This window comes from Bacillus sp. PDNC022, assembly GCF_016919285.1.
Classification (GTDB): Bacteria; Bacillota; Bacilli; order Bacillales; family Bacillaceae; genus Bacillus; species Bacillus safensis.
Genome location: NZ_CP070345.1, coordinates 2867192 through 2889312, shown reverse-complemented (window position 1 = coordinate 2889312; position 22121 = coordinate 2867192). Strand labels below are relative to the sequence as shown.

Annotated in this window: 24 protein-coding genes; 5 read left to right on the top strand and 19 right to left on the bottom strand. The window is 42.0% G+C overall.

Features of this window, described 5'->3' with window-relative positions:
* Positions 1-10: 10 nt before the first annotated feature.
* The 3 genes from rplI to JVX94_RS14820 are packed head-to-tail and all read right to left on the bottom strand — an operon-like array spanning position 11 to position 3483.
* Complete coding sequence (gene rplI, locus JVX94_RS14830; RefSeq protein WP_008359128.1) at positions 11-460, bottom strand: 50S ribosomal protein L9; 450 nt, start codon at positions 458-460, stop codon at positions 11-13.
* Entirely contained in the window at positions 457-2436 is a 1980-nt protein-coding gene (locus tag JVX94_RS14825) for a DHH family phosphoesterase (RefSeq protein WP_048238316.1), read from the bottom strand. The genes rplI and JVX94_RS14825 overlap by 4 nt, the downstream gene beginning before the upstream one ends.
* A 30-nt stretch (positions 2437-2466) precedes the next feature.
* Positions 2467-3483 carry a YybS family protein gene (locus JVX94_RS14820; protein WP_240193769.1) on the bottom strand — a complete coding sequence of 339 codons (1017 nt, stop codon included), beginning with the start codon at positions 3481-3483 and terminating at the stop codon, positions 2467-2469.
* Between the two features lie 224 nt (positions 3484-3707).
* Between JVX94_RS14820 and JVX94_RS14815 the strand changes: the two genes are divergently transcribed.
* Entirely contained in the window at positions 3708-4634 is a 927-nt protein-coding gene (locus JVX94_RS14815) for a manganese-dependent inorganic pyrophosphatase (protein ID WP_073979340.1), read from the top strand.
* 55 nt (positions 4635-4689) lie between these two features.
* Here the strand turns inward: JVX94_RS14815 and rsiV are convergent, their stop codons facing one another.
* From rsiV to JVX94_RS14800, 3 genes are all read right to left on the bottom strand, one after another.
* Positions 4690-5547: an anti-sigma-V factor RsiV gene (rsiV, locus tag JVX94_RS14810; RefSeq protein ID WP_095410032.1), complete on the bottom strand. Its 858-nt coding sequence runs from the start codon at positions 5545-5547 to the stop codon at positions 4690-4692.
* Positions 5548-6042, bottom strand: coding sequence for an RNA polymerase sigma factor SigV (locus JVX94_RS14805; protein WP_034283625.1), 495 nt, complete (start codon positions 6040-6042; stop codon positions 5548-5550).
* Positions 6043-6191: 149 nt separating this feature from the next.
* Complete coding sequence (locus JVX94_RS14800; RefSeq protein ID WP_205183593.1) at positions 6192-6851, bottom strand: hypothetical protein; 660 nt, start codon at positions 6849-6851, stop codon at positions 6192-6194.
* Between the two features lie 84 nt (positions 6852-6935).
* Between JVX94_RS14800 and katX the strand changes: the two genes are divergently transcribed.
* Positions 6936-8546 (top strand): catalase KatX, encoded by a 1611-nt coding sequence (gene katX / locus JVX94_RS14795; protein ID WP_391509747.1) that lies wholly within the window; start codon positions 6936-6938, stop codon positions 8544-8546.
* 48 nt (positions 8547-8594) lie between these two features.
* Here the strand turns inward: katX and wrbA are convergent, their stop codons facing one another.
* The 10 genes from wrbA to JVX94_RS14745 form a co-directional block, all read right to left on the bottom strand.
* Positions 8595-9209, bottom strand: a complete 615-nt coding sequence (wrbA, locus tag JVX94_RS14790) for an NAD(P)H:quinone oxidoreductase (RefSeq protein ID WP_034283654.1) — start codon at positions 9207-9209, stop codon at positions 8595-8597.
* 72 nt (positions 9210-9281) lie between these two features.
* Positions 9282-9890 (bottom strand): alpha/beta hydrolase, encoded by a 609-nt coding sequence (locus JVX94_RS14785; RefSeq protein ID WP_205183591.1) that lies wholly within the window; start codon positions 9888-9890, stop codon positions 9282-9284.
* The gene (locus tag JVX94_RS14780) at positions 9887-10837 is read right to left on the bottom strand and encodes a ring-cleaving dioxygenase (protein WP_095410035.1); all 951 of its coding nucleotides are present in this window, start codon (positions 10835-10837) and stop codon (positions 9887-9889) included. The genes JVX94_RS14785 and JVX94_RS14780 overlap by 4 nt, the downstream gene beginning before the upstream one ends.
* 211 nt (positions 10838-11048) lie before the next feature.
* Positions 11049-12566 (bottom strand): osmoprotectant update ABC transporter permease/substrate-binding subunit OpuFB, encoded by a 1518-nt coding sequence (opuFB, locus tag JVX94_RS14775; RefSeq protein WP_205183589.1) that lies wholly within the window; start codon positions 12564-12566, stop codon positions 11049-11051.
* Positions 12559-13527: an ABC transporter ATP-binding protein gene (locus tag JVX94_RS14770; protein WP_205183587.1), complete on the bottom strand. Its 969-nt coding sequence runs from the start codon at positions 13525-13527 to the stop codon at positions 12559-12561. Before JVX94_RS14770 ends, opuFB begins: the two co-directional genes overlap by 8 nt.
* A 202-nt stretch (positions 13528-13729) precedes the next feature.
* Positions 13730-13969 carry a 30S ribosomal protein S18 gene (gene rpsR, locus JVX94_RS14765; RefSeq protein ID WP_008347556.1) on the bottom strand — a complete coding sequence of 80 codons (240 nt, stop codon included), beginning with the start codon at positions 13967-13969 and terminating at the stop codon, positions 13730-13732.
* A 40-nt stretch (positions 13970-14009) separates the two neighbouring features.
* Complete coding sequence (ssbA, locus tag JVX94_RS14760; RefSeq protein ID WP_007497456.1) at positions 14010-14552, bottom strand: single-stranded DNA-binding protein SsbA; 543 nt, start codon at positions 14550-14552, stop codon at positions 14010-14012.
* Positions 14553-14588: 36 nt separating this feature from the next.
* On the bottom strand, positions 14589-14876 hold the full coding sequence (rpsF, locus tag JVX94_RS14755; RefSeq protein WP_024424058.1) for a 30S ribosomal protein S6: 288 nt from the start codon (positions 14874-14876) through the stop codon (positions 14589-14591).
* Between the two features lie 108 nt (positions 14877-14984).
* Positions 14985-16085 (bottom strand): redox-regulated ATPase YchF, encoded by a 1101-nt coding sequence (gene ychF, locus JVX94_RS14750; protein WP_205183584.1) that lies wholly within the window; start codon positions 16083-16085, stop codon positions 14985-14987.
* Positions 16086-16301: 216 nt separating this feature from the next.
* On the bottom strand, positions 16302-16508 hold the full coding sequence (locus JVX94_RS14745; RefSeq protein ID WP_095410039.1) for a DUF951 domain-containing protein: 207 nt from the start codon (positions 16506-16508) through the stop codon (positions 16302-16304).
* Positions 16509-16802: 294 nt separating this feature from the next.
* Between JVX94_RS14745 and JVX94_RS14740 the strand changes: the two genes are divergently transcribed.
* Together JVX94_RS14740 and JVX94_RS14735 are read left to right on the top strand one after the other, a co-directional pair.
* Entirely contained in the window at positions 16803-18122 is a 1320-nt protein-coding gene (locus JVX94_RS14740) for a hydrolase (protein ID WP_205183581.1), read from the top strand.
* Between the two features lie 15 nt (positions 18123-18137).
* Positions 18138-18548 carry a hypothetical protein gene (locus tag JVX94_RS14735; RefSeq protein ID WP_034283636.1) on the top strand — a complete coding sequence of 137 codons (411 nt, stop codon included), beginning with the start codon at positions 18138-18140 and terminating at the stop codon, positions 18546-18548.
* A gap of 26 nt (positions 18549-18574) precedes the next feature.
* Here the strand turns inward: JVX94_RS14735 and JVX94_RS14730 are convergent, their stop codons facing one another.
* Entirely contained in the window at positions 18575-19630 is a 1056-nt protein-coding gene (locus tag JVX94_RS14730) for a YkvI family membrane protein (protein WP_144471547.1), read from the bottom strand.
* A gap of 72 nt (positions 19631-19702) precedes the next feature.
* On the opposite strand from JVX94_RS14730, the gene yyaC reads away from it, so the two are divergent.
* Positions 19703-20329 (top strand): spore protease YyaC, encoded by a 627-nt coding sequence (yyaC, locus tag JVX94_RS14725; RefSeq protein WP_095410042.1) that lies wholly within the window; start codon positions 19703-19705, stop codon positions 20327-20329.
* A 25-nt stretch (positions 20330-20354) separates the two neighbouring features.
* Here the strand turns inward: yyaC and JVX94_RS14720 are convergent, their stop codons facing one another.
* Positions 20355-21209, bottom strand: a complete 855-nt coding sequence (locus JVX94_RS14720; RefSeq protein WP_048238329.1) for a ParB/RepB/Spo0J family partition protein — start codon at positions 21207-21209, stop codon at positions 20355-20357.
* Entirely contained in the window at positions 21202-21963 is a 762-nt protein-coding gene (soj, locus tag JVX94_RS14715) for a sporulation initiation inhibitor protein Soj (protein WP_008360890.1), read from the bottom strand. The genes JVX94_RS14720 and soj overlap by 8 nt, the downstream gene beginning before the upstream one ends.
* Positions 21964-22121 lie beyond the last annotated feature (158 nt).

Below are 22121 nucleotides of genomic sequence, written 5' to 3'. Positions count from 1 at the left end.
TCTTTTCTGCTTATGCCTGCTCTGTCACATGTACCTTTAACGTTGCTTGTACCTCTGGATGAAGCTTCACCGGTACATTTGTGTAACCTAATGCACGGATGGCGTCATTCAGCTCGATTTTGCGCTTATCGAGTTTAATTTGATGATCTTTTTGCAATTTATCAGCGATTTGTTTGCTTGTAATCGAGCCAAACAAACGGCCGCCTTCACCTGATTTTGCAGTGAGTTCCACTGTTAACGCCTCAAGTGTTTCTTTTAATTGTTTTGCTTGTTCAAGCTCTTGGATGGCATTCTTTTTCTCTTTGTTTTTCTGCCCTTCCAATGCACTTAGGTTCGTTGGAGTTGCTTCAACAGCTAATCCTTGTTTGATGAGAAAGTTGTGAGCGTATCCGTCAGCTACATTCTTGACTTCGCCTTTTTTCCCTTTGCCTTTTACGTCTTTTAGAAAGATGACTTTCATCTTTGAACCCCTCCTTCGAAATATTCGTCTATGGCAGCCTTTAATTTCCCTACCGCTTCTTCAATGGTTATACCATAAATCTGGGTAGCAGCGTTAGTCAAATGACCGCCGCCGTCTAATGCTTCCATAATAATTTGAACGTTGATATCCCCTAATGATCTAGCACTAATGCATACCGTGTCGTCATCTCGTCTAGCGACAGCAAATGACGCTTCTACCTCACTCATTGACAACAGGGAATCCGCTGTCTGGGCAATCGTAATTTGATCATAATACTCCGACCTGTCAGATGGCAATGAAGCAATGGCCACCTGATTTTGATACAGCTCTGTATGCTGAATGAGTTTTGCCCGTTTAATGTAATGATCAACTGTTTCTTTTAAGAACTTTTGCACAAGGACAGGATCTGCTCCCTTTGCACGAAGGTAGGATGCTGCATCGAACGTTCTTGACCCCGTTCTCAAAGAGAAACTCTTCGTATCAACGATGATCCCAGCCAGAAGCGCAGTCGCCTCAATCATGTTAATCCGCAATTTCTTCGGCTGATACTCTAAGAGCTCTGTCACAAGCTCTGCTGTAGATGAAGCATACGGCTCCATATAAACAAGTAAAGGATCACGGATAAATTCCTCGCCGCGTCTATGATGATCAATGACCACGACATTTTCAATCTTATTCAGCAGCCGTTCCTCCATGACGAGAGACGGTTTATGTGTGTCTACGACGACAAGCAATGTATCATCCTTTGCAAGCTCCATTGCTTCCTCTGGCGTGATAAAACGTGACCAAAGCTCTTCATAATTTTTAATTTCACTAATTAAGCGTTGAACACTGTCGCCAATCTGATTGGCATCAATGACAATATAGCCTTCTTTTCCATTGGCCTGGGCGACCTTTAAAATCCCAATGGATGCACCGATCGAGTCCATGTCTGGGAACTTATGTCCCATGATCATGACATTACCGCTTTCAGATACAATTTCTTTTAAAGCATGAGAAATGACCCGTGCGCGTACGCGTGTCCGTTTCTCCATTGGGTTTGTTTTTCCACCGTAGAATTTCACTTTTCCATTCGGCTGTTTAATGGCGACCTGATCCCCGCCTCGTCCGAGGGCAAGGTCAAGACTCGACTGCGCTAGTGCTCCAAGCTCTTTCAAAGAAGGAACGGACGCACCGATCCCGATGCTCAGAGTGAGCGTCGCACTATGTGCCCCTGTTTTCTCACGGACCTCGTCTAAAATGGAGAACTTCGACGCTTCAAGCTCAGCTAAAATACTCTCATTTAGAACCGCCATAAATCGTTCAGACGAAATTCTCTTCAGAAAAATACCGTATTCTTGTGCCCAATTGTTGAGCAGAGACGTCACTTCACTATTAATCGCGCTGCGCACTTGATCATCAAGGCCCTGCGTGACATCGTCGTAGTTGTCTAAAAAGATATAAGATAAAACCGTTCGTTCATTTTCGTACTGTCTTTCAATCTGCACCTGTTCCGTGACATCAAAGAAATATAAAAGGCGCTCTGACCGTTTAATAATGACTTTGAATTTCCGGTCATTCAGCGTCACATTTTCGGTCTCGACTTCTTGTTTAATAAGAGGCACAATGGACTCGAATGTATCGTACAAGGATCTGCCGACAAGTGTGCTTTCATGAAAGCATGAAGCGAGAAATGGATTCGTCCATTCGATATAATACTGGTCATTAAACAGCATAATACCAATTGGCATCTCCATTAATGCTTCTTCTCCAACCTTTTTGACTCGATAGGATAATGTTGAAATATATGAATCAATCTCTTTCTGCACTTGCGTATCTGCCCACTTTAAAAAGTAGAGAACACCTGCAAGGACGAAAAGACCAACTGCTCCTATGATCCAATTAAAATAAAGGTTGAGGAGGACTGTGATCACCGCAAGAACAATTAACGCGAAGATCGGATACTTGATGACAGGTTTTCTATAGAAGCTTGGCACTGATATCAACTCCTCAACATTCAGAGTGAATTATTTGTTTTTTACTTTTTCTCTTAAATCAAAGCCTATGTCAGCAATCCCTATAATTCGCACAATCACACCGATTGGCGGAAAGAAAACCGTTAACACGACAGCGAAAATGGGTACCGCTTTTGAGATGTTTTTTTCGTGGCAATAATAGAAGAGAAAAGAAAATCCCTGAATAAGCACCAGTATAAATAAAATTTTAAACGCACTCGATTGAACGAGCCATAAAAAGCTGCCTTTTTCCGTCTGAATCAGCATCAAAAGCAATGTGAGTAAATAATACCATACCATGCTTTTTGGCAGCCGCATATCCTTAAATTTCTTCAAGGACGGCATGTCTGAAACAAACCGTTTGAGCAAAGGCCGCATGAACCAATGATTCACAAAAGCCAGCAGCGTGACCAAAATCAATAACGCTACAGGTAAAGCACTTAATGCCGTATCCTGCAACTCTCTGAACTGCTTCAGCTGCTTCGCAATGTCCTTCTCAGACACGCCGGATTGCTTTAAAGTACTCTCTACCATCGGCATCATTTGCTCAATCGACTCTTTCGCAATATTCATGATATCGATTTGAAAGAGCTGAACACTGACAACAAAGGAGATGAGAATACTGAATAAATAAATTAGCGCACCTGTAATGATGGCATTCCCAGGCTGCCTTCTGCTGTAGAAAACACCCATGCCTAATCCGGCAGCAATCAATATTGGTGCAGTCATAAGACCATTTATAGACCCAATTAAAAAGCTGATCACTATCCCAATAGCGCCAGCAGCAATTCCTTTTTTCAAGCCGTGTCTGATTGTATAGAGGATGATCGGAATCGGAGCAGCTAGAAAGAAAATAATGGATAATAGCGGCACATATAAATAAAACAGCATCATGACCGCGAAAATACTCATCATGATTGCGCCCTCTACTAACGCTTTTGTTTGTTTCACACCTTCACCTCTATCCAATCCTTTTTCTATATCTTGCTCAATGTGTACTTCTATGTATACGTATGATGTCAGCTCCATCATGTCTTGCCCCAACCTTTATTTTACCATAGCGGCAAATCTCAAGTAAAATGCAGGCTATCCTAGGAGCGTTTCACGTGGAACACCGATATGGAATCGCACATGCAAGTTTTCAAACAGCATGTTACAATTTTTTAGATTATTCTTAGCTATAAACCCTGAATTCAAGGTCAAAAGCTGTTAGAATAGAAACATCATCAATAAATGTAAGAAGGAGAATTCACATGGGAAAAACACTCGTATTCGGACACAAAAATCCTGACACAGACACGATTTGTTCTGCTATTGCTTACGCTGATTTGAAAAACAAAATCGGCACTGAGGCAGAAGCCGTCAGACTTGGAGAAATCAATGGAGAAACACAATACGCATTAGATTTCTTTAAACAAGAAGCACCTCGTTTCATTGAAACGGCTGCAAATGAAACAAAGCAAGTCATTCTTGTCGATCATAACGAATTCCAGCAAAGTGTAAGCGATATTGATCAAGTACAAGTAACTGAGGTTATTGACCATCACCGTATTGCCAACTTTGAAACAAGTGAACCTCTTTACTATCGTGCTGAGCCTGTAGGCTGTACAGCAACGATCTTAAACAAAATGTATAAAGAAAACCAAGTGACGATTGAAAAAGAAATCGCTGGTTTGCTTTTATCTGCGATCATTTCTGATTCCTTACTATTCAAATCCCCAACATGCACACAGCAAGACATTGATGCTGCGCATGAGCTTGCAAAAATTGCAGGGGTAGATCCAGAAGTTTATGGCCTAGACATGCTCAAAGCAGGCGCTGATCTAAGTCAAAAAACGGTTCAAGAATTAATTACACTTGATGCAAAAGAATTCGCACTAGGCAAAAGCAAAGTGGAAATTGCACAAGTTAATACAGTAGATATCGCTGAAGTGACAGCAAGACAGGCTGACATTGAAGCGAAAATCAATGAAGTCATTGCAGCAAAAGGTCTTGATCTATTTGTTTTAGTTATCACAGACATTTTAGAAAATGACTCCCTTGCTCTTGCACTCGGTGCAGAAGCAGCAAAAGTAGAAAAAGCATTTAACGTCACGCTTGAAAACAACACAGCTTTACTAAAAGGTGTTGTATCAAGAAAGAAACAAGTCGTACCTGCACTGACAGACGCACTTTCTTAATAAAACACGACAAGACTGCTGAATTGTTCAGCAGTCTTTTTTGTCTGTCTTCTTTTTAATGAATGTACGTATCACTAACGAGAATATCCTTTAGCACGCTTGTTGGAATCGTGAATTCAACAACACCCATGTAGCCAGGCGCCACATCATATTCATTAAAGGAAATCACAAGCTTCCCTTTTGAATTGATATAGAAGTTTTGATCCGGCTTAATTTTCTTAAATGGTTCCACCATATCTTGCTTGCCAATCCAATACATTTTGTTTGAATCCTCTTTCATCTGTTTCTTCATCTGCTCTTTAATATTTTCACTAATCACATCAATATAACGATCATCTTTAAACAAGCTTGGTAATGTAATGAGTACATGGTTTTTCTTATCCACCGTATCATATGTCATTTCCTCTGCCGCAGAAGCCTGAGTCGTCACTTTGTATCGACCTAGTGAGAGAATTTGATCATTGTTCGTTCTCACTTCATAACCGCTCTCTACACTCAAATGACCATTTTTATAACCCTTTGTTTCCTTTTCAAAATCTTGATACAGCTTTTTGTTTTCAGCTAAATATTTTTGATTCAGGCTGTCTTGTAATGATCCGTCCCCAAGTCCTGAAACGTGTGGTGTTTTAAGATCAATATTCGTTCCTTGATCGCTCTTTTTAAATTCTGTAAACGTCACGACTTTCACCAGCTGGCCAATGACAGGTACCTCTGAAATCGCTCTTGCTGCCTGTGGGCTGACATTAACAGTTGTGACAAAAAGAGCTGCCGCCGCAACAAGTCCAATGGTCCATTGCTGAAAATGAGGTTTTTTATTTTTTCTTTTTAACGTTCGTTCAACCATCGCATCATATTCCGGTGGAATAGGAATTTCTAAATATTCATCTTTTAAATGTTCCAAATACTTATCCATTTATATTTCCTCCTGTGATAATTCTACTTTTAAAAGCCGCAGCGCCTTATATAATCTTGTTTTAATGGTGTTTTCATTTTCATCGAGAATCTGGGCGATGTCCTCTAGTTTTAAATCTTCAAAGAATCTCAAAATAATGATGACTCGATACATCTCAGGCAAATCCTCTATAGCCCGTTTGACGTCTTGATCCTCGTATACATCTGATTCGCCCTGAGATAAGAATTCAAGCGTATCATCATCTGTCACTTGCACCCGCTTCTTCTTTCGTAAAAAGTCTAGGGCAGCGTTCACCACGATTTTATAAAACCAGCTATGCATCTTGCTCGCATCCTCTAATCGGTGAACAGATTTGAGTGCTTTATGAATGGCCTCCTGAACAACATCCATAGCATCCTCGGGGTTTTTGACATAACTATAGGACAACCGATAAAAACTGTGTTTATGCTCCATGACGTAATCCGCAAATTGATCGTCTATTTTTCGTTTCTTCATTTTACAAAGAGCTCCTTTATCTTAAATGCGCATCTGTTATTTCTTACATTGGATAGACGCGCACCTGTTGAAAATAGTTTGCGCTCGGTTATTTTTTTAACATGTCTCGCATTTACGTTCCTATACAAAAAGAGCGAACCTGATGGGGTTCACTCTTTCCAAGCGGATAGTGTTTGATGGACAAACTGTTTTAGTGGAGAAAGCGGATGAATGATAGAAACCCCTGTCTCCCGCTCCATCTGCTGTGCCGCACGAACCATCGAAAGCTGCATCACGCAAATGTCTCTGCCTTTTTGCGTCATACATCTTCTCAGCTGTTCCTTGATTTGTTCATCATAGGCTTGCATATCACCGTTTAGGCAGAGATGAAAGACATCCTCCAACACAACCATTTCTCCTTCAACCTGTTTGCCCCGCTCTGTGGCATATGATTCAAGCCGCTGCATCGTCCCATCCACTGTATCTGGGTTGGAAAACACCAGTTGAAGAGGACCCTTTTTCTCACAAATCAGCTCAAATAACGGTTCATCGATCGGAACAATCGGTTGTTTGAAAAGGTGCTGCTGATCACCTAGAGCAGCAATGTATTGTGTACACGTGAGCAGAATAAGATCGGCTTCACTTTCTTGCCTTAATCTGTTGATTGCATACGTTTGCTGCTTGTGGTGATCAAATGCAGGATCTTGTGTGGCGCGTTCTATAAATGATGAATCGACCATGTGATGCAAATCAACATCTGTATCAACAAAAACATCTTCTATATATGACTGATTGGAGGGATGGGCGTGAAGGCAGTGTAATCGAATCATCTTGTTTGCTCCTCGTGAAAGTTTTCAATCATTATATCAATCCTTGTATGAAATAGGGAGAAACATGACCATATTGTTAGGGAGATATTGAAGGAGGGATTCGAATTGAAAGAAGATCAACAGCCTAAACCATCTTCAGAGTCAGAAGAAACCTTAACGAATCGGCAAGGTCATCCAGTAACAGACAATCAAAATATGAGAACTGTTGGGAATAGAGGACCCACTACGCTTGAAAACTACGATTTCCTAGAGAAAATCAGTCATTTTGATCGTGAACGCATCCCTGAACGTGTCGTTCATGCACGCGGTGCTGGAGCTCACGGTTATTTTGAAGCCTACGGCACATTCGGCGATGAACCCATCTCCACCTATACGAGAGCGAAATTGTTTCAGGAAAAAGGGAAAAAGACGCCTGTTTTTGTTCGTTTTTCTTCTGTGATTCACGGCGGTCATTCACCAGAAACATTACGCGATCCGAGAGGGTTTGCGATTAAATTTTATACAGAGGAAGGCAACTGGGATCTCGTGGGGAACAACCTGAAAATTTTCTTTATCCGAGATGCTTTAAAGTTCCCTGATTTGGTTCATGCCTTTAAGCCTGATCCTGTCACCAATCGTCAGGACGGCGAGCGTATTTTTGATTTTGTCTCACAATCGCCTGAGGCGACGCATATGGTGACATTTCTCTTTTCACCATGGGGCATCCCCGCAACATACCGGCACATGCAAGGCTCAGGTGTCCATGCGTACAAATGGGTAAACCATGAAGGAAAAGCGGTACTGGTCAAATATCATTTTGAACCGAAACAAGGTATTCGCAACCTGACCCAAGAACAGGCGCAAGCCATCCAGGGAGAAAATTTTAACCATGCCACACAGGATTTATATGAAGCCATTGAGCAAGGAGATCATCCTGAATGGGAGGTATATGCACAGATCATGGAAGATGATGCCCACCCTCACCTCGACTTTGATCCGCTTGATCCGACAAAGCTTTGGTACAAGGATGACTATCCATGGAAACCAATCGGACGGATGGTATTAAACAAAAATCCAGAAAACTATTTCGCAGAAGTCGAGCAGGTTGCCTTTGGGACTGGTGTACTCGTAGACGGTTTGGACTTCTCGGATGATAAATTGCTACAAGGCCGCACCTTCTCCTACTCTGACACGCAGCGATATCGTGTAGGACCAAACTATTTACAATTGCCGATCAATGCACCGAAAAAGCATGTCGCCACCAATCAGAGAGACGGACAAATGGAATACCATGTCGATCAAGGCAAAGGGCAAAATCCCCATGTGAATTATGAGCCGTCGATCCTCGGGGGATTAAAAGAAGCCAAACAGGATGGAAAGGATCATACGCCTTTTGTAGAGGGTGAAGTCAAACGAGAAGCCATTGACCGCCCAAACAACTTTGGACAAGCGGGAGAAACGTATCGCCGTTTTAATGATTGGGAGCGTGAGGAACTGATTAAGAACTTAGTCAATACTCTTGCGACATGTCAAAAGGACATTCAAGACCAAATGATTGAAAACTTTACAAAAGCAGACCCTGATTACGGAAAGCGTGTCGCTGACGGCTTAAAAGCCTTTAAACAAGAGCAGCCAAGCGGACCTATCGGCTCTACAGGCGCTGCTCAAGCCGTGGACGAAGCCATCAACAACAGCACACCATCAGATCCTTATTAATGAAAAAAGAATGCAGCGGCGAGGCTGCATTCTTTTTGTATACATCTATTAAGCGTTTTGACCTTTTTTGATCCATTCTGCTACATTGACTGTACGTTTTGCCTGATGTTTCACAGCTGCTTCTGCATCCTCTTGGATTTTTCCATTTTGGTCAACAGTGACACTTACGCCATAAGGGTTGCCCCCTGCACCGTATAAGGAATCATCTGTGTATCCAGGAGCGGCAATAATGGCTCCCCAGTGGAACATCGTCGTATAAAGGCTGAGAACCGTCTGCTCCTGTCCGCCATTTGCGTTTTGAGCAGATGTCATCGCGCTCACTGCTTTGTTTGCTAATTTACCTTGGAACCATAAGCCGCCTGTCGTATCTAAGAACTGCTTCATTTGAGCTGGCAGGTTACCGAAACGTGTCGGCATACTAAAGATGATGGCATCTGCCCACTCTAAATCACTTAATTGAACCTCTGGCACATCCTTTGTTTCGTCTAAATGTGCTTTCCATGCTGGATTTGAAGCTACAACTGCTTCTGGTGCCAATTCAGCAACTTTTAATACTTTGACTTCTGCGCCAGCTTCTTTTGCTCCAGCTTCAGCCCATTTCGCCATCTGATAGTTTGTACCTGTTGAACTATAATAAATAATCGCTAATTTTACGTTTTCCATTTGTTCCATCTCCTTTGGTTTATTTTGCCCAAAAAGCTTCTGTAAAAATCCCACCTGTATTCCCCACCTTATTTAAAATTGACGACGATACCATAAAGCCGCAGCATCGACTTCTTCTCTCGTTAACTGATGTCCACGGTTTTCCCAATGAAGGGTAACCGATGCGCCTGCACCCTGCAGCAATTGCTCCAGCTCCTGTGATTCCTCTGGACGGCACATTGGGTCATTTTCACCAGCTGCTATAAAGACTTGTTTCCCCGCTAATGAAGGCAATGAAACCCCGCGTCTTGGCACCATTGGATGATGCAGGATGGCGCCTTTTAGGGCATCTCCATAATGGAATAGCAAGCTTCCAGCAATATTCGCCCCATTGGAATATCCGATAGCCACCACATTGTGGCGATCAAACCCATATTCATCAGCTGCTTCGCCGATAAATGTATATAGTTCCTCTGTACGTTCAATCAAATCCTGCTCATCAAATATACCCTCTGCCAAACGTCTGAAAAAACGCGGCATGCCGTTTTCTAATACATTTCCTCTCACACTAAGAACAGATGCATCAGGATCTACTATCTGTGCAAGCGGCAATAAATCTTCTTCCGTCCCGCCAGTTCCGTGCAGTAATAACAGAACAGGTCTTTGTTCATTCTTTCCTTTTCGAAAAAGATGCTTCATCATGAATCTCCTTTCCCTTTAACTTCTCTCACTTCAATTGGAAGCACAATTTGTTCAATCTGACTGCGCTGCGCCTCATATTGCGGTGGCAGTTTCAATGCTTCACCCATTGTTTCCACTGATTCGTCGTGTGCAAACCCTGGGGGATCTGTGGCAATCTCAAATAATATGCCGCCAAGCTCTTTAAAATAAATGGCATTGAAGTAATTTCGGTCTTGCACAGGTGTCACTTGGTACCCGCTTTGAGCAATATGTCTTTGCCAATCTAATTGGTCCTGATCATCTGTTGCTCTCCATGCAATATGGTGCACAACCCCAACACCCATACGTCCTCGTGGAACAGGCATCTTATTCACATCGATCACATTGCCTATTTCACCAAACGAACGGAATCTCACATAGTCTCCTTCTTCTCCAACTCGTTCAAGTCCCATCGTCTGCTCTAGCAGCTGCATCGTTTGCTCCGGCTGTGATGTTAATAAAACAGCTCCGCCAAATCCTTTAATGGCTACATCTGGTGTGACACCATTGAATGTCCACTCGTTTTGCTTTCCTTCTGCACGTTCTACTAGCTCAATCAATAAGCCGTGTGGATCTTCAAATGAGAGAAAAGCTTCACCAAAGCGTTCAACCGTTTCATAAGAGACATTGAACTGCTCAAGACGATCCTTCCAGAAAGAGAAAGAGCCTGTTGGTACAACATATGTCGTCACGCCCACTTGACCTGCACCAATTTGACCTTTTTGTGCACCCGGCCAAGGGAAAAACGTAATAATTGTCCCTGGAGAGCCGCCTTCATTTCCAAAATATAAATGGTATGTGCCCGGATCATCAAAATTCACGGTCTTCTTCACAAGACGAAGTCCTAAAACACCTGCATAAAAATCAACGTTCTCCTGAGGATGACCCACAATTGCTGTAATATGGTGAATTCCTTCTGTTTTTTTCACTTCTCATGACCTCCTATTTGAAGTAAACAAGCCTTTATTCATTATGCCTTTACTAACATCTTTATATTATCTCGAATTCGAGATATTAGATCAAAAAAATATATTTATCTCGAATTAAGGATATGATGTTTTTAAGTAAAAGTCAATGATTTTTGTTTTTCTTTTAAAAAAGCAGAGCTACTTTGCATGAAACAGCTCTGCTCTTCCTTAATTATTGCAGCAATTTTTTCTTTTTTAAATAGGCTTTTGCTACCTGGAATGCATCCTTCCCCTTCACATTGACTTCATAATTCATTTCTCTCATCTCATCGTCTGTGATTTGACCCGCAAGCTTATTGAGAGAGGTCTCAATCTCAGGGTATTCAGTTAATGTCTCCTGCCTGAGCAGCGGTGCTCCTTGATATGGCGGGAAAACATGCTGATCATCATCAAGCACCTTTAATTTGTATTGTCTCAATTCACTGTCTGTCGAATACGCATCGACCAAATTGATATCCCCTTTCTGAATCGCTCGATAGCGAAGCTTCGGCTCCATCGTTACGACATCATCAAAGGAAAATTGATAGGTTTTTTGAATGCCTCGATACCCATCCTGACGATCAGAAAATTCTAAGGTGAATCCAGCTTTTATACGATTTTTAATCTTACCTAGATCTGAAATGTTGGACACCTCATATTGATCAGCCAGTGACTGCGGCACGGCTAAAGCATACGTATTGTTGTATGCCATGGGCTCAAGAAGGCGGAGCTGAAAGGACGATTCCAATCCGCGCCGCGCTTGCTCATACACTTTTCTTTTATCTGTGCTTTTCGCTGTTTCTTTGAGGAATTCAGATATCGCTGTACCCGTAAACTCAGGATAAATATCAATATCACCAGAGCGTAAAGCCTGAAAAACAAAAGACGTCTTACCAAGACCGGGCTTCAGGTTCACTTGAATATCTGTATCCTGTTCAATTAAAAGCTTATACATCGAGATCAAAATTTCAGGCTCTGATCCTAACTTTCCGCCAATGGTGATTTCTTTCTTTTCTTGCTGAAACAGCGAGGGGGCAGCGACAACTGCTCCTGCAATCAGAGCAAAAACAGTCACAGAAATCACAATCTTTTTAAAGGAAATTTTCTCAAAGGTTCGCAGCACCACATCAAATAAGAGTGCAAGTAAGGCAGCTGGTATTGCGCCAATGACAATGAGCGACATATCATTTCGATCAATTCCCAGCAGGATTAAGCTTCCTAATCCCCCAGCCCCGATCAGTGCTGCCAGAGTGGCGGTTCCCACAATGAGAACCATCCCGGTTCGGATACCCGCCATGATCACTGGCATAGCAAGAGGGAGCTCCACCTTTAATAGCCGTTTGCGATGATTCATCCCCATAGCAAGCGCCGCTTCTCTAAGTGAAGGATCAACCTCCTGAATGCCTGTATATGTATTTCTTAAAATAGGGAGTAAGGCATAGACCACAAGCGCAATAATCGCAGGCACTTGCCCAATCCCCACGAGAGGAATCAGCAAGCCAAGCAGTGCAAGCGACGGAATTGTTTGCAAGACAGCCGTCACCCCGATGACCCACTCCGCTAGCTTTGGAACCCTCGTTAAATAGATACCTAATGGAATGGCAATCAAAATCGCTAAAAATAAAGCAATAAAAGAAATTTGAATATGCTCAAGTAAGGCGTGCCCCAATTGTTCTTTTCGTTCCCATAACACACGCGTCCAATCATTCATGTGAATCGCCCCCCTCTTTAGGAGGATCAGCTAAAAACTGAATCACTGCTTGACGATTCACTAGTCCAATCCGATCCCCATTCTTTTCAACAGCCAATTCCTCGTGCTTTGCCAATTGAGACAAGACTTCATCCAGTGTGGCATGTGCTGAGACCGCCTCATAGCCTAAAAGAGCTTCGGGATGAGCTATCGGTTGCGCCAAAGTCTCCAGCTCAAATGCTTGATATCCCACATGGCGGACAGCCCCTGAAACAAACTCCCGTACAAAAGCATTAGCTGGTTGTTGAACCAATTCCTCAGGACGTCCGATCTGCACTACTTTTCCTTCATTCATCACACAAATCCGATCACCCAGCTTCATGGCTTCCTGCATATCATGCGTCACAAAAACAATGGTCTTTTGAATACGGCGCTGCAAATCAAGCAGATCATCCTGCAATTTCTCCCTCGTTGGTGGATCTAACGCACTAAAAGGTTCATCCATCAGGACAATCTCAGGATCAGCTGCAAGTGCACGTGCCACACCGACACGCTGCTGCTGTCCACCAGATAGCTCTGCTGGCTTTCGATGTCGATACATAGCAGGATCAAGCCCGACCATCAACATGAGTTCATCGACACGCTGATTGGTCTCATTCCGGCTCCACTGTTTGAGCTCTGGCACCACAGCAATATTTTCTTCTATGGTCATATGAGGAAAAAGTGCAATTTGCTGCAGAACATAACCAATATCCCAGCGAAGCTCATACAAATCATAATCACTTATTTTTTGACCCTTTATGTAAATCTCACCTTCTGTAGAAGAAATGAGACGATTGATCATTTTCAATGTCGTCGTTTTCCCGCTGCCACTAGGTCCAATCAATACAAAAAACTCACCTTGCTGAATCTCCAAATCAACAGATTGAACGGCATAGCGCTCATCAGAAAATTGCATCGATACCTTTTTAAATTCAATCATCTTCCCACGCCCTGACTGCAATTATTTTCTAGACTACCAATATGACAGATCAACCTCATATTTGTATAGAATAAACTGTCACTTTTACATACTTCCCCTAGGTTGATTGCCAAAAACAGCTCTAGCAAAAATAGATGAATTTCTTAGTGAGACAAATAAAAAAAGCGAAGAGCTCGAGGCTCTCCGCTTTTAAGTCAACGACTTACTCACCAGTAACGTATGGAAGTAATGCCATTTGACGTGATTTTTTAATCGCTAATGTCAATTTACGTTGATACTTAGCGCTAGTTCCTGTTACACGACGAGGTAAAATTTTACCACGCTCAGAAACAAACTTTCTAAGAAGATCAACATCTTTGTAATCGATGTGCGTGATGCCGTTAGAAGTAAAGAAACATACTTTACGACGTTTCGCACGACCGCCTCTGCGTCCACCTGCCATTTGTTTTCACACCTTTCCTTTAGTCATTTTTTCAGATCAATTAGAATGGCAAATCATCATCGGAGATGTCAATCGGTTTACCATCGTTCGCAAATGGGTCATCATTGAAGCTATTTCCCTGATTACGATTTTGGTTGTTTTGATTGCCATATGGATTTTGACTTGGTTCATTTCCAAATGGGTTCTGATCGTTTTGGCTACCGCCATAATACTGGCCTCCGCTATTGCCACCGCCGCTGTATCCACCTGAACCAGCACCGCCGCTCTTAGGCTCAAGAAATTGAACACTTTCAGCTTGAACCTCTGTCACGAAGACACGCTGTCCTTGCTGATTTTCATAGTTTCTTGTCTGCAAACGACCGTCTACACCGGCAAGACTTCCTTTTTTCAAGAAATTAGCCACGTTCTCGGCTTGTCTTCTCCAAGTAACACAGTTAATGAAATCGGCTTCTCGCTCTCCAGATTGATTCGTAAACGTACGATTCACAGCTAGAGTAAACGTGGCTACAGCCGCACCATTAGGCGTGTAGCGAAGCTCAGGGTCTTTTGTTAGTCTTCCGACCAATACAACACGGTTTAGCATATTGAAAGACCACCTTTAAATATATATTTCAATGATTTATACTTCTTCTTTAACAACAATGTGTCGAATGATATCGTCACTGATCTTAGCTAAGCGGTCAAATTCTTGAACTGCTGCAGCGTCAGATTGAACGTTTACGATTTGGTAGAAACCGTCACGGAAATCATTGATTTCGTATGCAAGACGACGTTTACCCCAATCCTTTGTTCCAGTGATCTCCGCACCGTTAGAAGTTAACACGTTATTGAAACGCTCGATAACTGCTTTTTTAGCCTCATCGTCAACTGTTGGGCGGATGATGTACATAACTTCGTACTTTCTCATCTGATTGCACCTCCTTTTGGTCTAAGCGGCCCTAAACGGGCAAGGAGCAATAAATTATATTACTCACAATTGTATATTATAACAAATCACTTGGCCTATGACAAGAACCTATACATTAAAACGGAAATGAATGACGTCTCCATCTTTCACTATATACTCTTTACCTTCTAGACGGACTTTTCCAGCCTCTTTTGCAGCAGACATGCTTCCGCCAGCAAGTAAATCTTCATATGCAACCGTTTCAGCACGAATAAACCCACGTTCAAAGTCCGTATGAATGATTCCAGCACATTCTGGTGCCTTCATTCCTTTTTTAAACGTCCAAGCGCGTACTTCCTGCTCACCTGCTGTGAAATAAGTAGCTAAGCCAAGAAGTGAATAAGATGCTTGAATCAGCTGATCTAGACCTGATTCTTTGATGCCAAGCTCTTCAAGGAACATCTGCTTCTCTTCTCCTTCAAGCTCTGCAATTTCAGACTCGATCTTCGCACAAACGACGATGACTTCAGCGTTTTCACCAGAAGCAAACTCACGGATTTGCTGCACATATTCGTTGCCGTCATGATCCGCTACTTCATCCTCACTCACATTTGCTACATAAAGAACTGGTTTAGATGTAAGTAAATGAAGCTGTTTCACAAGCTTTTGCTGCTCATCAGTAAATTCTACAGATCTTGCCGATTTCCCAGCTTCAAATGCGTTCATTAGCTTCGACAAAATCTCAAATTCAGCTACTGCTTCCTTGTCCTTTTGTTTTGCAAGCTTACTCACACGAGCCAAACGCTTTTCAACTGTTTCTAAATCAGCCAAAATCAATTCAAGATTAATCGTTTCAATATCTGACACCGGATCAACCTTACCAGCTACGTGTGTAATGTTATCGTCTGCAAAAGCTCTGACCACGTGACAGATCGCATCTACTTGACGAATATGAGAAAGGAATTTATTCCCTAAACCTTCACCTTTAGATGCACCTTTGACAATACCCGCGATATCAGTGAATTCGAAAGCAGTGGGAACTGTCTTTTTCGGCTGCACCAATTCTGTTAGCTTTTGTAAACGCTCGTCTGGAACCTCTACAATTCCGACGTTTGGATCAATGGTACAAAACGGATAGTTAGCAGACTCCGCTCCAGCCTGTGTAATTGCATTAAATAGCGTTGACTTCCCGACGTTAGGTAAGCCAACAATACCAGCTGTTAAAGCCATTCTTTCATCTCCTCTATATCAAACGTGCTCGTTATACTGCGTAATATGAACCTAGAGCAATTATAAGTAGGTTTACATGAAAAGACAAGCTAACCATCATGCATTTTCAATAGAAGAAACTTCGTCAAAAAGAATAAATCAATGCTTTAAAACGGGAAATTGCACCTGGCTCTGCTGTAGAAAAAACAAATTTAATGAAAAAAGCATGAGGCCTACTTAAGTAGTTGGCTCCTCATGCTTGACGAGAATTTTCTTCATTTTTCGTTCAAAATCTCTTCTTGGAATCATCACGCTGTGTCCGCATCCTTCACATTTAATGCGGATATCCATGCCCAAACGAATGACCTTCCACCGATTGGCACCACATGGATGGGGCTTTTTCATTTCAACAACATCATGTAACCCAAATGCTTTGTCTGCCATCAGCCTTCACCTCTCCTGCTCACTTCATTGCATCTATTGTACAAAAAAACGGCGATGGAGAGCAATGCACAAAACAAAGAGTCTCTTTCAATCGTTCATCCTATTCTTTATTAAAGAAAAAACCCTTCTTTTAGATCATTTTATTTGTGACCAATAGTTACTTAAACTCCGCTTTTTTTCAATATTGTCACAAACACTGTAGGTCAAAAGGTTTTTATTGGTAGAACGCTGTGGTTTTTCCATATTTTTTGATTTATGATATCTGCATAAATGTTATGTGAGGGAGCAGGTACGATGGTCAATCGAAAGGATAGATTAACTGATAAAGAATATAAAATCATATCCGATCATGCTGGAAATCTCGACAATTACCAGCAGCACCATACGATAGAAATAGGTCAGCAAACGCTCACTGTCCACGATTTTCTAAAGATCGACCATAAATTATATGGTTTAACAATGAAGCCAGAACAATCAGATGAATTCATCGTCGCTTTTCACTGTCCACTGCCAAACCAAACGACGGTGACATCACCGCAAGATGTACACAACGCAGCTCAGACATTGCTCAAAACAGATTATGCCTATCCAATTGAAAGAAAATCCCTTGACGGCAATCAAGATCATGTCTTTTTTAAAGGGAAGGAATACATAGAGACAGTCTGTCAGAAGCATCCACATGCAGGTATCTATCTCACTGGACAAGCCCTTGCCGGTGCTGTTTGTGCTTATGTTGCAACAGAACAGCCAGCTGTCAAAAAAGCCGTCACCTTTGACAGTCCAAATATATGGAGCAGCCTGTCACCTTCGATTCAGCAAAAGGCGAATCAAGGTCAATATACACACATGTTGACTGAATATATTCAGCCTAGTCATTACGTCGGTTTACTCAATCGTCATGATCAAGGAATTGGACAAGTCAAGTACACCGTACCGCCACGCCAGCAAGACTCCGTCCAAGAATCCGTGAAATACAAAAAAAGAGAAATTGACACCTTTTTAAAATCAGCTTTTGCATCTATGAATATAGAATGGAACGAATCCTTTGATACAAATGCTTTTTTAGCTCTCGTTTCAGGAGAATTCAAAGTAAAAGGATATTCATTCCATCCGAATGGATCCGCCCGTATTTTAGATGAACAGCTTGATCATAATACAAGTTTTACAGCCATGCTGCTGCAAGAAATTCATTCTGGACGAGCATATGCACAAAACGGACTTGAAATTATCATAAAATCCCATTTACTGAAAAATTCATCCTATGATCTACAAAGTATTATTGAACATGAAGTGCACACTGTATTTGAAAAAATCGATGGAATTGATGAAAGCGTAAAAGACGCCGTCCATCATGTAAAACAAGAGCTCAAAGGACTCGTCGGCTTTGGACACTATGATTTATTAAGTCATAGTGATGTTGAAGCACTGGTAGAGGAAGTTAGGATGGAACAGGCACATTCTTCCTTTTATTCACACGAAAAACAACTGAATGCCTTGTACACCCTGAGGGATTACGAACAAGAGCTTTCTGCCCTTTCAAGACATATGTACACAATGGGTGATGACTACGCCAAGGCAGATAGACGCCTTGCGGTGCAAATGGGTATTCATTAAGAAAGGAGCCATCGCATGATCAATCAAAATAAACCTCCTAGTGACGCCCAGCGTTTCTTGCAAAATGTGAGTGCCCGCCGCTCCATGTCTGTATTCGAAAATCAATCGGCACCACACACGCAAACACAGTCTCCTGAAGAAATTGCCGCCATTCAGGCCATGCGCAGAGAGGGGCAGCGAAAGGATCTAAAACGGCTGCTCAAAATGCGGCTGCACGACGAATTAGCAAATACTCGTGTGCACTTGGAGTATCAATTGTCTAAAACAGAAGACATGATAAACCAGACAACCATTGTCAAACAACATATCTCCCAGCATTTAAAGGGGCAGGCCATTTCAGAATTAGAGGATCGCCTCCAGCGTCTTAAGCAAATGCCTGTCTATGATGATATCAAAGAAGCTATTGATTCAATTCAAATAAAATAAAGCACAGCTCTTAAAAAGAGAGGTGCTTATTTTATTTTATCAATATAATTTTTAGACCGAGAAAATATCTTTTTACTTAAAATCGGATATAGCATTAAACAGACGAGCAAATACAGATTCAACAAACTATAAATCGGATACAAGAAAGCAATCAAATCGGCAAATCCAAGAGAGGTTAAAGGTGCCATCAAAAGAAGCATCACCAATACAACCAGCCAGCGGGGCATTCGTACAAAAGAAAGCATCCGGCTGGATAATCCAAATAAACCTGCTGCCGTCGTTGTATAAATCGCTAGACAAAGGACAACGGTCATAAATACAAACAAAGACGTCGGCGCCCCTTCTAATACTGTAAACAAAGGAATTCCCTCTGCTGAAAGGCTTCCAGAAATATCAACCAGTATTTCGTTATACACATACGAGATCACACCAAAAATGAGACCGCTTAATATGCTCGCCACTTTGGCTTCCCCAAGCCCCTTCATTTCTTTCCCAACCGAAGACAGCACAGCGACAACAGATAATATATTCAAAGAAGCAAAGACAATGCTGGCTGGCCAATTGTACTGCTGTCCAAAATCAATCCGCCACATATGATCATGGTTCATATAATAAAAAACAAACGCATAGATGAGCCCTGCCACCAAAATTGGTATAATGAAAGCATTCACAGATAAAAGCCCTTTCACATCCCAGAAAAAAATCATAAATGAAAACAAACAGAACGCGCCGATGCCTACCCAAAAAGGCACATGATACATCTCAAGAGTCACTCCGCCTCCGGCAATCATGACCGTCGTTGTCGTGAATAAATAAAGGACAATTAACACGTCATACACCTTAGCCAGCCATGGACCGACAAGCCGTTCCAGCACTGGCACAAAGTGATCGGCACGCACCTCATAACTGATTTTTAAAACCACATAGGTAGACAGCATAAACATCAATGTAAACAGTAGAATGGCTAGTCCACTATCAATGCCAAAAAACTGCCAAATTTCTTGACCGGAAGCATATCCCGCTCCTATTAAGCTTCCTAAAATTAAAAGCGTCCACCTTGAACCAGCCTTCCACACAATCATCACCTCATAGGTATAGAATTAAGCTTGTTTCCGTATACTGTTACTAACTACTATGACAAGGAAGTGAGACCTATGAATAGCAAGAACGGTCTTTTTTTTAGAAATAGGGTGAAAGAATACGTGTCCCATACGGATACAAATGCCAATCAACAGCTTAAAAGTATTTTATTCTCGCATCTTCAGAAAGCAGGAAAAAGACCCGTTGCCATCGTCTGTATTGGAACAGACCGCTCAACTGGCGACTCTCTAGGTCCACTTGTTGGTACAAAGCTTTCAGGTCTGGATTTGAAAAAGCTTCATGTATATGGAACACTCTCTGACCCAGTGCATGCAGTCAATTTAAAAGAAAAGCTCGCAGAAATTGAACAAGCTCATAAAAACCCGTTTATTGTAGCGGTTGATGCCTGTTTAGGAAGAGTGAAAAGTGTCGGTTCCTTTCAAATTGGAGATGGGCCGTTAAAGCCTGGAGCTGGTGTGCAAAAGGAGCTGCCAGAGGTAGGAGATATTCATATTAATGGGATCGTCAATGTGAGTGGTTTCATGGAATACTTCGTTCTCCAAAACACACGTCTTCATCTAGTCATGTCTATGGCCAATACACTTTCTGAAAGTCTATCTCACATTGACCAAATGGATTGGACGAGAGAAAAAAGCCGGTCTCTCTTCACCCCTATTCAAAATATCACTGGGAGAATATAAAAAAGACCATCTCGTATCAAGATGGTCACTCTGATGATTCCCTCGTAGAAAGCAATTCAAGGATTCTTTCTAAATCTTCATTGGAGAGAAATTCAATCTCAATTTTTCCTTTTTTCTTCTGTTTCTTGATCGTCACTGAAGTACCAAAGTAGTTTTGTAAGAAAGACTCTCTTTCTTTCAACACTCGATCCTTTGGTGCTTCTTTTTTCTTTGTTTCACGTGGAACATTTTCGTTTAACTGCTGAACAAGTTTCTCAACCTGACGTACATTTAACCCCTCATCCACGATTTTCTTTACCAAAGGCGCCAGCTTCTTTTTGTTCTTTAAGCTAAGCAATGTCCGGCCATGTCCCATTGATAACGTTCCATTTGCAATCAGCTTTTGTACGTCATCTGGTAAAGTCAACAGGCGGAGATGGTTCGCAATATGCGGTCTGCTTTTCCCTAATCGCTTCGCTAATTCCTCTTGCGTCACACTGAGATGATCCAGCAAAGACGCATAGGCTTCCGCTTCCTCTAGTGGAGATAGATCCTCACGCTGCAGGTTTTCTAAAAGGGCAATTTCTCTCATCAGCGTTTCTGAAAACTCTCGAACGATCGCAGGAATTGTTGTCAGACCAGCTTGTTGTGCTGCGCGAAAACGGCGTTCACCTGCTACAATGTCATATCCTTTAATCGATTTACGAACAATGATTGGCTGTAAAACACCGTGCTGCTGAATCGATTCTTTCAGATCAGACAACGCATCATCATCAAACGTTTTCCTTGGCTGATACGGATTCGGACGCAGATCCTTTAATTTGATTTCTTCAACCGTTTCTTCATTTGAGTCTACGTTGTTAAATAGTGCATTAATACCCTTTCCAAGACCTTTAGCCATTCGCATCCACTTCCTTTGCTAAGTCTAAATAGACATCTGCACCTCTTGAACGTGGATCATACAAGATAATCGGCTTCCCATGACTAGGCGCTTCACTCAGCCTCACATTTCTTGGAATGACAGTCTGATAGACTTTATCTCTAAAGTACTTCTTCACTTCTTCGATAACCTGAATCCCAAGATTTGTTCTGGCATCAAGCATTGTCAGCAAGACACCTTCAATGGCAAGATCAGTATTTAAATGTTTCTGCACGAGACGAACTGTGTTTAACAATTGACTCAATCCTTCAAGCGCATAATATTCGCACTGAACTGGTATTAAAACGGAATCGGATGCAGTTAACGCATTAATCGTCAGCAGTCCAAGTGATGGCGGGCAGTCAATAATCATATAATCATAATTCTGCTTAACAGATTCAAGTGCTCTCTTCAGCCTCACTTCACGTGAGATTGTAGGCACAAGCTCTATTTCAGCCCCTGCAAGCTGTATCGTCGCAGGAATGACATCAAGATTTTCGACCTCTGTCGTCTTAATCACATCAAGAACATCTGCATCATCAACTAAAATATCGTACACACACTTCTCTACGTCAGCCTTCTCAATCCCAATACCACTCGTGGCATTGCCCTGCGGATCAATATCAACTAACAACACTCGTTTGCCTATGTATGCTAAACACGCACCCAAATTAACAGAAGTTGTCGTCTTCCCGACGCCGCCCTTCTGGTTGGTAATCGCTATGATTTTTCCCACGATGTCACCCACTTTCAACTTAACAAGTTTCTCATTCATTCATACTTCCTATTCTATCAAAAAAAGTATGAAACGTTTGCTTTTTTTGTTTCCCTATTATAAATTCGTCGGTGAATGTGCCTTTTCGTACATAAAAGGACAAATGAAAACACACCTAA

What these genes read in the sequence shown, in the direction of transcription:
- rplI (WP_008359128.1), bottom strand. Translation starts at nt 460, where the DNA reads ATGAAAGTCATCTTTCTAAAAGACGTAAAAGGCAAAGGGAAAAAAGGC.
- JVX94_RS14820 (WP_240193769.1), bottom strand. Translation starts at nt 3,483, where the DNA reads ATGGAGCTGACATCATACGTATACATAGAAGTACACATTGAGCAAGAT.
- JVX94_RS14815 (WP_073979340.1), top strand. Translation starts at nt 3,708, where the DNA reads ATGGGAAAAACACTCGTATTCGGACACAAAAATCCTGACACAGACACG.
- rsiV (WP_095410032.1), bottom strand. Translation starts at nt 5,547, where the DNA reads ATGGATAAGTATTTGGAACATTTAAAAGATGAATATTTAGAAATTCCT.
- JVX94_RS14805 (WP_034283625.1), bottom strand. Translation starts at nt 6,042, where the DNA reads ATGAAGAAACGAAAAATAGACGATCAATTTGCGGATTACGTCATGGAG.
- JVX94_RS14800 (WP_205183593.1), bottom strand. Translation starts at nt 6,851, where the DNA reads ATGATTCGATTACACTGCCTTCACGCCCATCCCTCCAATCAGTCATAT.
- wrbA (WP_034283654.1), bottom strand. Translation starts at nt 9,209, where the DNA reads ATGGAAAACGTAAAATTAGCGATTATTTATTATAGTTCAACAGGTACA.
- JVX94_RS14785 (WP_205183591.1), bottom strand. Translation starts at nt 9,890, where the DNA reads ATGATGAAGCATCTTTTTCGAAAAGGAAAGAATGAACAAAGACCTGTT.
- opuFB (WP_205183589.1), bottom strand. Translation starts at nt 12,566, where the DNA reads ATGAATGATTGGACGCGTGTGTTATGGGAACGAAAAGAACAATTGGGG.
- JVX94_RS14770 (WP_205183587.1), bottom strand. Translation starts at nt 13,527, where the DNA reads ATGATTGAATTTAAAAAGGTATCGATGCAATTTTCTGATGAGCGCTAT.
- rpsR (WP_008347556.1), bottom strand. Translation starts at nt 13,969, where the DNA reads ATGGCAGGTGGACGCAGAGGCGGTCGTGCGAAACGTCGTAAAGTATGT.
- ssbA (WP_007497456.1), bottom strand. Translation starts at nt 14,552, where the DNA reads ATGCTAAACCGTGTTGTATTGGTCGGAAGACTAACAAAAGACCCTGAG.
- rpsF (WP_024424058.1), bottom strand. Translation starts at nt 14,876, where the DNA reads ATGAGAAAGTACGAAGTTATGTACATCATCCGCCCAACAGTTGACGAT.
- ychF (WP_205183584.1), bottom strand. Translation starts at nt 16,085, where the DNA reads ATGGCTTTAACAGCTGGTATTGTTGGCTTACCTAACGTCGGGAAGTCA.
- JVX94_RS14745 (WP_095410039.1), bottom strand. Translation starts at nt 16,508, where the DNA reads ATGGCAGACAAAGCATTTGGGTTACATGATGTTGTTGAAATGAAAAAG.
- JVX94_RS14740 (WP_205183581.1), top strand. Translation starts at nt 16,803, where the DNA reads ATGGTCAATCGAAAGGATAGATTAACTGATAAAGAATATAAAATCATA.
- JVX94_RS14735 (WP_034283636.1), top strand. Translation starts at nt 18,138, where the DNA reads ATGATCAATCAAAATAAACCTCCTAGTGACGCCCAGCGTTTCTTGCAA.
- JVX94_RS14730 (WP_144471547.1), bottom strand. Translation starts at nt 19,630, where the DNA reads ATGATTGTGTGGAAGGCTGGTTCAAGGTGGACGCTTTTAATTTTAGGA.
- yyaC (WP_095410042.1), top strand. Translation starts at nt 19,703, where the DNA reads ATGAATAGCAAGAACGGTCTTTTTTTTAGAAATAGGGTGAAAGAATAC.
- JVX94_RS14720 (WP_048238329.1), bottom strand. Translation starts at nt 21,209, where the DNA reads ATGGCTAAAGGTCTTGGAAAGGGTATTAATGCACTATTTAACAACGTA.